Origin of the sequence: Streptomyces longispororuber (genome assembly GCF_024448165.1) — a bacterium.
GTDB classification, from domain to species: domain Bacteria; phylum Actinomycetota; class Actinomycetes; order Streptomycetales; family Streptomycetaceae; genus Streptomyces; species Streptomyces longispororuber_A.
Map to the genome: position 1 here is coordinate 1 of NZ_JAMOLN010000107.1, position 14,395 is coordinate 14,395.

9 protein-coding genes are annotated in these 14,395 nt (G+C 70.3%); 6 read left to right on the plus strand and 3 right to left on the minus strand.

Going from position 1 to position 14,395, the window contains the following annotated elements; genetic code table 11:
• Positions 1–13: 13 nt before the first annotated feature.
• The 4 genes from M4J07_RS27105 to holA all read left to right on the plus strand — a co-directional run bounded on the left by M4J07_RS27105 (position 14) and on the right by holA (position 5,006).
• Entirely contained in the window at positions 14–2,434 is a 2,421-nt protein-coding gene (locus M4J07_RS27105) for a ComEC/Rec2 family competence protein (RefSeq protein ID WP_255975736.1), read from the plus strand.
• A gap of 355 nt (positions 2,435–2,789) precedes the next feature.
• Positions 2,790–3,671, plus strand: a complete 882-nt coding sequence (locus M4J07_RS27110) for a YceI family protein (RefSeq protein ID WP_255975686.1) — start codon at positions 2,790–2,792, stop codon at positions 3,669–3,671.
• A gap of 41 nt (positions 3,672–3,712) precedes the next feature.
• Positions 3,713–3,958: a hypothetical protein gene (locus M4J07_RS27115; protein WP_255975688.1), complete on the plus strand. Its 246-nt coding sequence runs from the start codon at positions 3,713–3,715 to the stop codon at positions 3,956–3,958.
• Between the two features lie 58 nt (positions 3,959–4,016).
• Complete coding sequence (holA, locus tag M4J07_RS27120; protein ID WP_255975690.1) at positions 4,017–5,006, plus strand: DNA polymerase III subunit delta; 990 nt, start codon at positions 4,017–4,019, stop codon at positions 5,004–5,006.
• Between the two features lie 359 nt (positions 5,007–5,365).
• On the opposite strand, the gene rpsT is transcribed toward holA, so the two are convergent.
• Positions 5,366–5,632 (minus strand): 30S ribosomal protein S20, encoded by a 267-nt coding sequence (gene rpsT, locus M4J07_RS27125; RefSeq protein ID WP_255975692.1) that lies wholly within the window; start codon positions 5,630–5,632, stop codon positions 5,366–5,368.
• Positions 5,633–5,868: 236 nt separating this feature from the next.
• Here rpsT and lepA point away from each other — a divergent pair, with 236 nt between their 5' ends.
• Complete coding sequence (gene lepA, locus M4J07_RS27130) at positions 5,869–7,734, plus strand: translation elongation factor 4 (protein ID WP_255975694.1); 1,866 nt, start codon at positions 5,869–5,871, stop codon at positions 7,732–7,734.
• A gap of 264 nt (positions 7,735–7,998) precedes the next feature.
• Positions 7,999–9,888, plus strand: coding sequence for an AMP-dependent synthetase/ligase (locus tag M4J07_RS27135; protein ID WP_255975696.1), 1,890 nt, complete (start codon positions 7,999–8,001; stop codon positions 9,886–9,888).
• Between the two features lie 21 nt (positions 9,889–9,909).
• Here M4J07_RS27135 and M4J07_RS27140 read toward each other — a convergent pair whose 3' ends face one another.
• Both M4J07_RS27140 and M4J07_RS27145 read right to left on the minus strand, forming a co-directional pair.
• On the minus strand, positions 9,910–10,491 hold the full coding sequence (locus M4J07_RS27140) for a response regulator (protein ID WP_255975698.1): 582 nt from the start codon (positions 10,489–10,491) through the stop codon (positions 9,910–9,912).
• A 12-nt stretch (positions 10,492–10,503) separates the two neighbouring features.
• The gene (locus M4J07_RS27145; protein WP_255975738.1) at positions 10,504–14,346 is read right to left on the minus strand and encodes a HAMP domain-containing protein; all 3,843 of its coding nucleotides are present in this window, start codon (positions 14,344–14,346) and stop codon (positions 10,504–10,506) included.
• Positions 14,347–14,395: the final 49 nt, after the last annotated feature.

Sequence of the window (14,395 nt, forward strand, 5' to 3'; positions counted from 1 at the left end):
CGGTACCGGTGTCCTGCTGCTCTGTGTCGCCGCGTCGGCGGCCTCCGCGGGCATGCACGGGGCCGATCTGCGCAGGGGCCCCGTGCCGGGCCTCGCCGCGGAGTACGCGCGGGTGGGCGTGGAGTTGGAGGTCACCTCCGATCCCCGGCTCACCCGGCCGAGGATCAAGGGCGATCACGCGGCGCCGACCGCCGTGCTGATCGAGGCGGACGTGGTGCGGGTGACCGCGTCGGGCGGCGGGCGGGAGTGGCGGACGCGGACGCCGGTGCTGGTCATCGTCGACGTGCCGCGCGAGACCAGTGGCACCGGGAGCACCCGTGACTCCGGGAGCACCCGTGACTCTGAGGGCAAGAGTGGCACCGGGAGCACCGAAAGCGGCACCAGTGGCGCCGGAGCGGTCGACGTCTCCGTGCCCGGGCGTGGGCCTTGGTCGGCCCTGTTGCCGACCACGCGGGTGTGGGTCCGTGGCGGTCTCGCGCCATCGCTCGGGGGCGGTGACCGGGTCGCGGCGGTGTTGCGGGTAGCAGAGGGGGTGCGGCCGCGCGTGGTGGGTGCGCCGAGCGGGCCGCAGCGGCTGGCCGGGAGTCTGCGCGCGGGGCTGCGGGAAGCGACGCAGGGGCTGCCCGCGGATGCGCGGGCGCTGCTGCCGGGACTGGTCGTCGGTGACACGGCACGCGTCACACCGGAGCTGCACGCCGCGTTCCAGGAGACGGACCTGCTGCACCTGATGGCGGTCAGCGGCGCCAACCTCACGATTCTGCTGGCCCTGCTGATCGGACCACCGGGCACCGCGCACCGCGTCGAGCGGCGCGGGCTCGCACCCCGTATCGGCCTGCCGCTGAGGACGACCGCGGTTCTCGGCGGGATGCTGACGCTGGGGTTCGTGGTCGTGTGCAGACCTGAGCCCAGTGTGCTGCGGGCGGCGTCGTGCGGGCTGATCGCCCTGCTCGCCATCGCCACCGGGAGGCGCAGATCCCTGATCCCGGCGCTGGCCACCGCGGTCCTGCTGCTGGTCCTGTACGACCCCTGGCTGGCGCGGAGTTACGGGTTCCTGCTGTCGGTGCTCGCCACCGGCGCGCTGTTGACCCTGGCCCCGCGGTGGAGCGCGGCGCTCCGCGGGCGAGGGGTTCCCGGGCGGCTCGCGGAGGCGCTCGGGGCAGCCGTGGCCGCGCAGGCCGTGTGCGCGCCGGTCGTCGCCGTCCTGGCGGCGCGGGTGAGTCTGGTGGCGGTGCCGTGCAATCTGCTCGCGGAGTTCGCCGTCGCGCCGGCGACCGTGCTCGGGTTCGCGGCGCTGGCGGCGGCGCCGGTGGCGATGCCCGTGGCGGAACTGCTGGCGTGGTGCGCGAGTTGGCCTGCCGGGTGGATCGCGGACATCGCCAGGACCGGGGCCGCGCTGCCGGGCAGCGGGGTGGACTGGCCCGGCGGCTGGCGCGGGGGAGCGCTGCTCGCGGTCGGCACCGTGGCCGTCGTCGTGGTGGGCCGCCGGGTGCTCGGATCGCCGTGGGTCAGTGGGCTCTGCGCGGTGCTGCTGCTCCTGGTGGTGGTGCAGCCGCCGCCGCTCGCCCGGGTGATCACCGGTTGGCCGCCGCCGGGATGGCGCCTGGTCATGTGTGACGTGGGGCAGGGGGACGCGCTCGTGCTCGCGGCGGGCGCGGGGACCGGGGTCGTGGTGGACGCGGGGCCCGATCCGATCCTCGTCGACCGGTGCCTGCGGTCGCTGGGTGTGACGAGGGTGCCGATGGTGCTGCTCACGCACTTCCACGCGGACCACGTGGCGGGTCTCTCCGGGGTGCTGAGAGGGCGGTCCGTCGGGGCGATCGAGACGACGGGGTTCCCGGAGCCGGCGGACCAGGCCGCGCTCGTCCGGCGGCTCGCGGCGGCGCACGGGGTGCCGGTGGTCCGGGCGAGGGCCGGGGAGCGGCGCAGGGCGGGGCCGCTCGACTGGCGGGTGCTGTGGCCGCCGCCCGGCCCGGCGCCGGCCCCGGACGGGCCGAACGACGCGAGCGTCACCCTGCTCGTGCGGGTGGCCGGGCTGACGATGCTGCTGCTCGGCGACCTCGAACCGGCGGCGCAGCGGGCTCTGTCGAGGAGCGGGCCGGGGGTCGGACTGCCTCCGGTGGACGTGCTCAAGGTCGCCCACCACGGTTCGGCGTACCAGGACCCGGAGCTGATGCGGCGGGCCGCGCCCCGCCTCGCGCTGATCTCCTGCGGGGCGGACAACCCGTACGGGCACCCGGCGCCGCGCACGGTGGCGGCGCTGCGGGCCGGGGGCGCGGCGGTGCTGCGGACGGATCGGGACGGCGCGATCGCGGTCGTGGGTGGGGGCGGGCGACGGGACCGAGCGGCGAAGGGCGGCCAGGGGCGGGACGGAGACGGATGGGACGGCGACGGATGGGGCGGAGACGGTTTGGGGGTGGCGCATTTCGATCGCTGATCCGTCGCTGTGGGCACGGGCCGGGTGCCGTGCGGGAGAGGAGCCGTGGTGCTGGCGGCGCCGCGCGTGGCCGTCCGTGGTGGTGCGCGGGCTGTGGGTGACGGGACCCGGCGACCGCGGCCGGACCGGTCGGCGGACTGTGTCGGAACCGTTGCTACCCGTGAGTAGAAATGCCTCTGAGCTGGCCAAACGCTAACCGGAAGGATGAATTCGGTGCGGTCGTGGGCAGTGCTGCACCTACCGTTCCATTCCCGCGATGTGGGCTCGTGTTGCCTCGAAAGCCGCAACGGTGGTCGAATGCTTCTTCGTTCAAGTAGCAATGACAGCCGTCAAGGCGCACTGGGGTGGGTAGTTCATGTTCGGCCGCTGGCTGGGAAACCGTACGAACCGGGCTCAACGGACAAGTCCCCTGGCGGCGGTGACGGTGCCGCCCAGTGCGGGGGTGCTCAGCTGCCGCGTCCTCGATCCCGTCAACGAACCGGTGCGGGGCGCCGAGTTCGCGGTGAGCGACGCGATGGGGCGCAAGGTGGTCAGCGGGGGCACCGACCCGTTCGGCTCGTTCATGGCGGCCGTGCCCGCCGGGGACTACCGGCTCGCCGTCTCGGCGGAGGGGTACGCGCCGTTCCGGGGGAGCGCCACCGTCACCGAGAGCGGGCACGCCCCGCTCGGTGACGTGACGCTCCAGGTCGCTCCGCCGCCGCAGCTGCCGCAGCCGGGCGACTGGGAGATCGAGCCGATGCACTCCTCGATCGCGTTCACGGCGCGGCACATCGGGCTCGCCCGGATCCACGGCAGGTTCAACACCTTCGCGGGGGCCCTGCGCGTCGCCGAGCGCATCGAGCAGTCCGCGATGCACGTCGTCATCGACGCCTCGTCCATCGACACGAACGTGAAGATGCGCGACGACCACCTCAGGTCGGCGGACTTCCTCGACGTCGAGCGCTTCCCGACGCTGGAGTTCTACAGCGAGCGCTTCGTGCACAAGGGCGGCAGCCGCTGGGCGATCACCGGTGCGCTCTCGCTGCACGGCGTGACCCGCACGGTCACCCTGGACGCGGAGTACCTGGGCCTGGGCAACGGCATGGAGGGCGAGACCCGCGCCGCCTGCCGCGCCACCGTCGAGCTGCACCGCGACGACTTCACCGTCAGCTGGCAGACCATGCTGGCGCGCGGCATCGCCGTGGTCGGCTCCAGCGTCAGGATCGATCTCGACGTGCAGATCGTGCCGAAGGACTGACCCCGTGCGGTCCCGCCGCCGACGTGCCCGAAGATGGTGCCGTGAGCGATGTGAGACACGTACTGGTGCTGCCCGACCGTGACGCCGCGGAGGAGGCCGCCGAAGCGCTCGGGGAGCGCTTCCGGGTGACCGAGGAGCCCCAGCTCGTACGGGACGCGCTGGCCGGTGAGGACGACGCCGAGGACGCGCAGTGGCTGCTGGTCGTCGAGGATCCGGAGGGCCGGCTCGACGCCAAGGAGCTGGACGCGTTCGCGGGCGAGTGGGACGGGTGGCGCGAGGAGCCCTAGCCCCGGACGACCCCGGCCCCGGCCGGGTTGTCAGTGGTGCGTGGGATGCTTGTCCGCGATGGCCAGGAAGACTGCAAACGACGATCCACTCGCCCCCCTCACCGTCGCGGTGGGCCAGGAGGACCTGCTGCTCGACCGCGCGGTGCAGCAGGTGGTGGCGGCCGCGCGCGCGGCCGACGCGGACACCGATGTGCGCGATCTGAGCCCCGACCAGCTGCAGCCGGGCACGCTCGCCGAGCTGACGAGCCCGTCACTGTTCGCCGAGCGCAAGGTCGTCGTCGTGCGCAATGCGCAGGACCTGTCGGCGGACACCGTCAAGGACGTCAAGGCATACCTCGGCTCACCCGTCGAGGAGATCACTCTGGTGCTGCTGCACGCCGGCGGCGCCAAGGGCAAGGGGCTGCTCGACGCGGCCCGCAAGGCGGGGGCCCGGGAGGTCGCCTGCCCCAAGATGACCAAGCCGGCGGACCGGTTGTCGTTCGTGCGCGGAGAGTTCCGCACGCTCGGGCGGTCCGCCACGCCCGAGGCGTGCCAGGCGCTCGTGGACTCCATCGGGAGCGATCTGCGGGAGCTGGCGTCCGCCGCGGCCCAGCTCACCGCCGACGTCGAGGGGACCATCGACGAGGCCGTCGTCGGCCGGTACTACACGGGGCGGGCCGAGGCGTCCAGCTTCACCGTGGCCGACCGGGCGGTGGAGGGGCGGGCCGCCGAGGCGCTGGAGGCGTTGCGGTGGTCGCTCGCGACCGGGGTCGCGCCGGTGCTGATCACCAGTGCGCTGGCTCAGGGGGTGCGGGCCATCGGGAAGCTGTCGTCCGCGCGCGGGGGCCGGCCGGCCGATCTCGCGCGGGAGCTGGGGATGCCGCCGTGGAAGATCGATCGGGTGCGGCAGCAGATGCGGGGGTGGACTCCGGACGGGGTCTCCGTCGCGTTGCGGGCCGTGGCCGAGGCGGATGCCGGGGTCAAGGGTGGGGGGGACGATCCTGAGTACGCCCTGGAGAAGGCGGTCGTCGCCGTTGCCCGGGCTGCTCGGGCGCAGGGGCGGGCGTAGGGGTTTTCCGCCCCCGCGGACCTGTCCCGTTCCGTCGCTTCCCGTCGTCTCCCGTCCCGTCCCTGGGGGCTGCGCCCCCAGACCCCCGCTGTCGGCCTTCGGCCTCGTCCTCAAGCGCCGGACGGGCTGGAGAGTAGCGGCCCTCGTCCTCAAGTGCCGGACGGGCTGGGAAGCCGGGCTGAGCGGAACCCGGACAGACCAGAGCCCCGCCTCGAAGTTCATCGAGGCGGGGCTCCGGATCACGCATCACATGAGCCGCACCCGCGTGGCGAACGCAGTCGCGTGCGGCTCGGGGTGCCGGTCGGGGGCGGATGAGAGAGGGCCCGCCCGGGTCCCACCGGCGTCAAATCAGGTCAGGTTCAGGCCTTGAGGGCAGCGACCTTGGAAGCAAGCGCCGACTTCTTGTTGGCGGCCTGGTTCTTGTGGATGACGCCCTTCGAGACGGCCTTGTCGAGCTGACGCGCGGCAGCGCGCTGAGCCTCGACGGCCTTCTCGACGTCACCCGCGGCAGCGGCCTCGCGGGCCTTGCGGATCGCGGTCTTCAGGGAGGACTTGACGGCCTTGTTGCGCAGCCGAGCCTTCTCGTTGGTCTTGATCCGCTTGATCTGGGACTTGATGTTCGCCACGAAATGAGCCTTTGCAGGTTCAGGCACGGGGCCGGTGAAGGTCCCGTACCGGTGATTTTCACTGAGTGTGTGCCTCGCGCTGAGAGGGCATGAGACACAGCTGCCCACGGTACCAGCCGTACTCCCACCGGCCCAAACCGTGCCCAGCCCCCGGGCCGTGGGACCATGGAAGCTACGTATCGATCCCAACCGAGGCCGACCTGAGGCAAACGGCGCCTCAAGAGACAGGACCCTGCGTGCCCGCGACCCCTAACAATGTGCCCGAGCCGAGCCGTACCGACCCGGCTCTGATCCGCAATTTCTGCATCATCGCGCACATCGACCACGGCAAGTCCACGCTCGCCGACCGGATGCTCCAGCTGACCGGAGTGGTCGAGCAGCGGCAGATGCGTGCTCAGTACCTCGACCGGATGGACATCGAGCGTGAGCGCGGTATCACGATCAAGTCCCAGGCCGTGCGTCTGCCGTGGGCCCCGACCCACGACAAGAGCAATACGCACATCCTGAACATGATCGACACCCCGGGCCACGTGGACTTCACGTACGAGGTCTCGCGCTCGCTCGCCGCGTGCGAGGGGACGATCCTGCTCGTCGACGCCGCCCAGGGCATCGAGGCCCAGACCCTCGCCAACCTGTACCTGGCGATGGAGAACGACCTCACGATCATCCCGGTCCTCAACAAGATCGACCTGCCTGCGGCCCAGCCCGAGAAGTTCTCCGAGGAGCTGGCGAACCTCGTCGGCTGCCAGCCCGAGGACGTGCTCAAGGTCTCCGCGAAGACCGGCATGGGCGTCGAGACGCTGCTCGACAAGGTCGTCGCCGAGATCCCGAACCCGGTCGGCGTGAAGGACGCGCCCGCCCGCGCGATGATCTTCGACTCGGTCTACGACTCGTACCGCGGCGTCGTCACGTACGTCCGTGTCATCGACGGCCAGCTCAACAAGCGCGAGCGGATCCGGATGATGTCGACCGGCGCGACGCACGAGCTGCTGGAGATCGGTACGAACTCGCCCGAGATGCTGTCGGCCGACGGCCTCGGCGTCGGCGAGGTGGGCTACCTCATCACCGGTGTGAAGGACGTCCGCCAGTCCAAGGTCGGTGACACGATCACCTCCCTGCACAACGGCGCGACGGAGGCCCTCGGCGGCTACAAGGACCCGAAGCCGATGGTCTTCTCGGGTCTGTATCCGCTGGACGGCTCGGACTACCCCGAGCTGCGCGACGCCCTCGACAAGCTGCAGCTCAACGATGCGGCGCTGGTCTACGAGCCGGAGACCTCGGCCGCCCTCGGCTTCGGTTTCCGCGTCGGCTTCCTCGGCCTGCTGCACCTCGACGTGATCCGCGAGCGCCTGGAGCGCGAGTTCGGTCTCGACCTGATCGCCACCGCGCCGAACGTGGTCTACCGCGTCGACATGGAGGACGGCACCGAGCACGTCGTCACGAACCCGAGCGAGTTCCCCGAGGGGAAGATCGACAAGGTCTACGAGCCGGTCGTCCGCGCCACCATCCTCGCCCCGTCCGAGTTCATCGGGTCGATCATGGAGCTGTGCCAGACCCGGCGCGGCGTGCTGCTCGGCATGGACTACCTGTCGGAGGACCGGGTCGAGATCCGGTACACGCTGCCGCTCGCCGAGATCGTCTTCGACTTCTTCGACCAGCTGAAGTCCAAGACGCGCGGGTACGCCTCGCTCGACTACGAGCCCACCGGCGAGCAGACCGCGCACCTGGTCAAGGTCGACATCCTGCTGCACGGCGACAAGGTCGACGCCTTCTCCGCCATCACGCACCGCGACCAGGCCTACGCCTACGGCGTCCGGCTCGTCGCCAAGCTGCGCGAGCTGATCCCGCGGCAGGCCTTCGAGGTCCCGATCCAGGCCGCGATCGGCTCCCGGGTCATCGCCCGCGAGACCATCCGCGCCATCCGCAAGGACGTCCTCGCCAAGTGCTACGGCGGTGACATCTCCCGTAAGCGGAAGCTGCTGGAGAAGCAGAAGGAGGGCAAGAAGCGCATGAAGATGGTCGGCTCCGTCGAGGTGCCGCAGGAAGCCTTCATCGCGGTTCTGTCCAGCGACGACAGCGGTGGCGGCAAGAGCAAGAAGTAACGCTCCGCACCGAACGAGCGGTGGGTCCGGCACGCACATGCGTGGCGGGCCCACCTTTTTTGTGTGGGCCCTGTGTGGGCGGAGGCTCCTGGGACGGCCCGGTCGAAGTTGAGTGCCGGAGCCTCTTACGCGGCGGGCGAGTGACCCTTACCCTGATCACTGCTTGCTAGTTACTCGCCAGTTAAACAAGCTGCGATTCAACAAGCCCCGTATGACCAAGCCGCCTAGGAACAAGCCGCACTGTCGCGGGCCCCGGAGGACGTCGTGAGCGACACCCAGACCCTGATCGAGAACCGTCCGCCCTCCGTGGCGTCTCTCTTCCTGGAACGCGTCGCGGCCACGCCGGACGCCGAGGCCTACCGGTATCCAGTGCCCGTGACCTCCGGTGAAGGGCCCGACGACTGGAAGTCGCTGAGCTGGGCGCAGGCCGCGCAGCGCGTCTACGCCATCGCCGCCGGACTCGTCGAGCTCGGCGTGCAGCCGGAGGAGCGGGTCGCGCTCGCCGCCTCGACGCGGGTCGAGTGGATCCTCGCCGACCTCGGCATCATGTGCGCGGGCGCCGCGACCACCACGGTCTACCCGCAGACCAACGCGGAGGAGTCGGCGTTCATCCTGGCCGACTCCGAGTCCAAGGTGCTCGTCGCCGAGGACGCCGCGCAGCTCGCCAAGGCCCGCGAGCGGCGCGCCGAGCTGCCCGAGCTGCGCCATGTGGTCGTGATCGACGCGACCGGCGTCGAGCCGGACGCCGCCGACCCCGACGGCTGGCTGCTCACCCTCGAGGACCTGGAGGCCCGCGGCGCCGCCCACCTGGAGAAGAACCCGGACGTCGTCAAGGACCGCGTCGGGGCGATCCAGAAGGACCAGCTCGCCACCCTCATCTACACCTCCGGCACGACCGGGCGGCCCAAGGGCGTGCGGCTGCCGCACGACAACTGGTCGTACATGGCCAGGGCCATCGCCTCGACCGGCCTCGTCGGCCCGGACGACGTGCAGTACCTGTGGCTGCCGCTCGCGCACGTCTTCGGCAAGGTGCTGACCAGCGGCCAGATCGAGGTCGGGCACGTCACCGCCGTCGACGGCCGCGTCGACAAGATCATCGAGAACCTGCCGGTCGTGCAGCCCACGTACATGGCCGCCGTGCCGCGCATCTTCGAGAAGGTCTACAACGGCGTCGCCGCGAAGGCGCGTGCCGGCGGCAATGCCAAGTACAAGATCTTCCAGTGGGCGGCCGGTGTCGCACGCGAGTACGCGAAGGTCAGCCAGGACAACTTCCGCAGGACCGGCGTGAGCTCGGTGCCCTTCGGTCTCGCGTCCAAGCACAAGGTCGCCGACGCGCTCGTGTACAGCAAGCTGCGGGAGGCGTTCGGCGGGCGGCTGCGGGCCTGCGTGTCCGGTTCGGCCGCGCTCGCGCCCGAGATCGGCTACTTCTTCGCGGGCGCCGGCGTCCACATCCTGGAGGGCTACGGACTGACCGAGTCCAGCGCCGCCTCGTTCGTGAACCCCGGCGAGGCGTACCGCACCGGCACGGTCGGCAAGCCGTTGCCCGGCACCGAGGTGCGGATCGCCGACGACGGCGAGATCCTGCTGCGCGGCCCCGGCATCATGGAGGGCTACCACGGGCTGCCCGAGAAGACCGCCGAGGTACTGGAGAGCGACGGCTGGTTCCACACCGGCGACATCGGCGAGCTGTCCGTCGACGGGTACCTGCGGATCACCGACCGCAAGAAGGACCTGATCAAGACCTCGGGCGGCAAGTACATCGCGCCCGCCGAGGTCGAGGGCCAGTTCAAGGCCGTGTGCCCGTACGTCTCCAACATCCTGGTGCACGGCGCCGACCGGAACTTCTGCACCGCGCTCATCTCGCTCGACGAGCCCGCCATCCTCGACTGGGCCAAGGAGAACGGGCTCGACGGCAAGACGTACGCCGACGTCGTGGCCGCCCCCGCCACCGTGCAGCTCATCGAGGGCTACGTGAAGGAGCTCAACCAGGGGCTCCAGCGCTGGCAGACCATCAAGAAGTTCAAGCTGCTGCCCCGCGACCTCGACATCGAGCACGGCGAGCTGACGCCCAGCCTCAAGCTGAAGCGTCCCGTCGTCGAGCGCGCCTACAAGGGACTGCTCGACGAGATGTACTCCGGGACGCGGGAGGGCTGAGGCCCGGACGACGAGGCGCCCCTAGGGGCGTCTCATCGTCCGAAGCGTTTCCTCCATCTGCGAGATGTCATGGCGCAGGGCCCGGACCTCGGGGTTCGGGTTCTGCCCCAGCTCGCGCTCGATCGACGTCATCCGGGCCGTCAGCGCGTCGAACTGCTGCTGCTCGCGCGCGAGCAGCCGCTCCAGCTGCTGGTTCTTGCGGTGCAGATCGAGGAAGACCGTCACCTTGGCGCGCAGCACCCAGGGGTCGAAGGGCTTGGTCAGATAGTCGGCGGCACCGGTCGCGTAGCCGCGGAAGGCATAGCCGGCGTCCGCGTCCGTTCCGGTCAGGAAGATGATCGGGGTGTCCTTCGTCTGGTCCAGGCGCTTGATGTTCGTCGCCGTCTCGAAGCCGTCCATGCCCGGCATCCGGATGTCCAGGAGGACGACGGCGAACCGGCGACGCAGCAGCGCCTTCATGGCCTCCTCGCCGGAACGCGCCCGCACCAGCGGCTCGTTGAGCGATCCCAGGACGGCCTCCAGGGCGACCAGGTTGTCCTCCATGTCGTCGACCAGGAGGATGCTGGCCCGATCCGTTGAACTGGACTCTGCAGTAGTGGTCATGGTGACGGTGCCTCACTCGATCGTCGGTGGGGCGACGGGTTCTCCCTTGTTCTCCCGTGGTCCCGATTCGGCGGATTCGCCCTCGGCGGTGACGTCGTCGGTGGTGACGTCGTCGTCCTCGGGCGTCGCCGCGGCCGAGGGGGCCAGCAGATCGCAGACCACGGTCAGCAGCTGGTCGACGTCCACCGGCTTCGGCACGTAGTCGTTGGCGCCCTTGGCGATCGACTTCTCGCGGTCGCCCGGCATCGCCTTCGCGGTGAGCGCCACGATGGGCAGCCCGGCCCAGCGCGGCGTCTTGCGGATGACGGAGATGGTCTCGTACCCGTCCATCTCCGGCATCATGATGTCCATCAGGACGAGCTCGATGTCCGGACTGCGGTCCAGCGTCTCGATGCCCTCCCGCCCGTTCTCCGCGTACAGGACGGGCATGCCGACCCGGCCCAGTACGTGCGTGAGGGCGAACACGTTGCGGATGTCGTCGTCGACGATCAGGACGCGGCGGCCCGGCAGCACCTCTCCCGCGAGGCCCGTCTTCCACTGCTCCAGCTTCGTCGGCGTCGGCCAGTTGTCCTCCTGCTCATGGATCGTGTACGAGTCCGGGGACTGGTCCTGCTGTGCCGGGAGGAGGGGCGCCTGGTCCGGCAGCCGCACGGCGTCCGCCGCGTCCGGCGCCTGCTCGTGGCCGGGGTAGACCACGGGGACGTACAGCGTGAACGTGGAGCCCTCGCCCGGCTCGCTCTCGGCGACGATGCGGCCGCCGAGCAGACCCGCGATCTCCCGGCTGATGGACAGGCCGAGGCCCGTGCCGCCGTACTTGCGGTTGGTGGTGCCGTCGGCCTGCTGGAACGCCTCGAAGATCACCGGGAGTTTGTCGCGGGCGATGCCGATGCCCGTGTCGGAGACGGCGAACGCGATCAGGTCGTCGGTCTCGCGCACGAACTGGTGCTCCGGGTCCTTGATCCGCTTGACCCGCAGCTCGACCTTGCCGTTCGCGGTGAACTTGATCGCGTTCGACAGGAGGTTGCGCAGGATCTGCTGGAGGCGCTGCTCGTCCGAGAACACCTCGCGCGGCACGTCCTCGCCGACCGACACCTCGAAGGCGAGACCGCGGTCGAGGGTGATGGGCCGGAACGTCGCGTGGACGTAGTCGAGGAGCTTGATGAGGGGGAGCTTCTTGGGCCGGACGTCCATCCGGCCGGCCTCGATCTTCGACAGGTCCAGGATGTCGTTGATCAGCTGGAGCAGGTCCGAGCCCGAGCGGTGGATCGTCGTCGCGAACTGGACCTCCTGGTCGTTCAGGTGCCCGTCCGGGTTGTCGGAGAGCAGCCGGGCCAGGATGAGCAGCGAGTTGAGCGGGGTGCGCAGCTCGTGCGACATGTTCGCCAGGAACTCCGACTTGTACTGGGACGAGGTCGCCAACAGGGCGGCCTTCTCCTCCAGTTCGGCGTTCGACCGCTGCAACTCCGCCTGCTGGCGCTGGAGTTCGTCCGATCGTTCCTGCAACTGCGTCGCCAGGCGCTGCGACTCGCCGAGCAGGGACTCCGTACGGGAGTTGGCGATGATGGTGTTGATCGCGACGCCGATCGTGTTGACGAACTGGTCGAAGAACGCCAGGTGGACGTCGGAGAAGCGGGAGAACGACGCCAGCTCGATGACGCCGAGGAGCTTGTCCTCGAAGAGGATCGGGATGATGACGACGGAGGCCGGCGCGGCTTCGCCGAGACCACTGTTGATCTTGATGTAGTCCGGCGGGGCCTCCTCCACCAGGATGCGCTTCTTCTCCAGGGCCGCCTGCCGCACCAGTCCGTGGACCGGCATCCCGCCGGTGTCGACGACGAGGGCCGCCGCCGAGCCGTAGCCCGCGATGTACGCGAGTCCCTTGGTCGGGATGGCCGTCCGGATCGGGGTGTCGTCCTCGTCGGGCTCGGCGAGGAAGAAGGCCCCGTACTGGGCGTTCACCAGCGGCGTCAGCTCGCGCAGGATCAGGTCGGCGACCTCCATCAGGTCGCGGTGGCCCTGCATGAGCGCCGCGAGGCGGGCCAGGTTCGACTCCAGCCAGTCCTTCGCGCGGGTCGTCTCGCGGAGGTTGGCCACCATCAGGTTGATGTTGTCCTTCAGCTCCGCGACCTCGCCCTGCGTCTCCACCGTGATGGAGCGGGACATGTCGCCCGAGGTCACCGCGGAGGCCACCTCGGCGATGGCGCGGACCTGTGTGGTCAGGTTCGACGCCAGCTCGTTCACGTTCGTCGTCAGGCGCTTCCACGTGCCGTACACGCCCTCGACCCGGGCCTGGCCGCCGAGTTGACCCTCGGAACCCACCTCGCGGGCCACACGCGTCACCTCGGAGGAGAACGAGGAGAGCGTGTCGACCATCGTGTTGATCGTCGTCTTCAGTTCGAGGATCTCGCCGCGCGCGTCGACGTCGATCTTCTTGGACAGGTCGCCCTGGGCCACCGCGGTGGCGACCTGCGCGATGTTGCGCACTTGGGAAGTCAGGTTGTCCGCCATGTAGTTGACGTTGTCGGTCAGGTCCTTCCAGACGCCCGACACGCCGTGCACGGTTGCACGCCCGCCGAGGCGGCCGTCGGTGCCCACCTCGCGGGCCACGCGGGTCACCTCGTCGGCGAAGCCCCGCAGCTGCTCCACCATCGTGTTGACGGTGTCCTTCAGCTCCAGGATCTCGCCGCGCGCGTCGACCGAGATCTTCTTGGACAGGTCGCCCTGCGCCACCGCCGTCGTCACCTGCGCGATGTTGCGCACCTGCGACGTCAGGTTCGACGCCATGAAGTTCACGTTCGCCGTGAGGTCGTTCCACACGCCGGCGACGCCGCGGACCTGCGCCTGGCCGCCGAGGTTGCCCTCGGTGCCGACCTCGCGGGCCACGCGCGTGACCTCGTCGGCGAACGCGGAGAGCTGGTCGACCATCGTGTTGATCGTCGACTTGAGTTCGAGGATCTCGCCCTTCGCCTCGACCGTGATCTTCTTGCCGAGGTCGCCCTGCGCCACCGCCGTCGACACGAGCGCGATGTTGCGGACCTGGGAGGTGAGGTTGTCCGCCATGAAGTTGACGTTGTCGGTGAGGTCCTTCCAGACGCCGGAGACGCCGCGGACCTGGGCGCGGCCGCCCAGCTGGCCCTCGGTGCCGACCTCGCGGGCCACGCGGGTCACCTCGTCGGCGAACGCGGAGAGCTGGTCGACCATCGTGTTCACGGTCAGCTTCAGCTCAAGCAGCTCGCCCGTCGCCTCGATCGTGACCGTACGGGTCAGGTCGCCCCGCGCCACCGCCGTCGTGACGAGCGCGATGTCCCGCACCTGCGCGGTCAGGCGCGACGCCATCGTGTTGACCGCCTCGGTCACGTCACGCCAACTGCCCGACAGGCCCTGCGCCTTGGCGCGGCCGCCGAGCCGGCCCTCGGTGCCGACCTCGCGGGCCACCCGGGTGACCTCGCCGGTGAACAGCGAGAGCTGGTCCACCATCTTGTTGACCGCGCGCCCCAGCCTGCGCAGGTCTCCCCGGAGCTGGCGGTTGCCGTCGTGCAGGTCGACGCGCTGCGTCAGATCGCCGCCCGCCACCGCGTCCAGCACGCGAGTGGCGTTGGCCGCCGGGGCGACCAGGGCGCCGATGATGGTGTTCACGTCGTTGATGCGGGTGGCCCACGCGCCCTGGCCGGGACTCGCCTCGAGTCTCTCGTCGAGACGGCCGTGCCGGACGATCTCCCGGCGGACCCGCGTCAGTTCCCCGCTGTAATGGGTGTTGCGGTCGATCAACTGGTTGAAGACCGCGCCGAGCTCGCCCAGCAGTCCGTCCGACGTGTCGGTGACGTGGGTGAAGTTCCCGTCGCGGGCAGCCGTCATCGCGGCGAGGAGCGGTCGGAGGTCGGCCGGGCGGATGGTGTCATCGCCC

Coding starts and splice junctions, on each gene's coding strand:
- M4J07_RS27110 (WP_255975686.1), top strand. CDS start 2,790: ATGTTCGGCCGCTGGCTGGGAAACCGTACGAACCGGGCTCAACGGACA.
- holA (WP_255975690.1), top strand. CDS start 4,017: ATGGCCAGGAAGACTGCAAACGACGATCCACTCGCCCCCCTCACCGTC.
- M4J07_RS27145 (WP_255975738.1), bottom strand. CDS start 14,346: ATGACGGCTGCCCGCGACGGGAACTTCACCCACGTCACCGACACGTCG.
- M4J07_RS27140 (WP_255975698.1), bottom strand. CDS start 10,491: ATGACCACTACTGCAGAGTCCAGTTCAACGGATCGGGCCAGCATCCTC.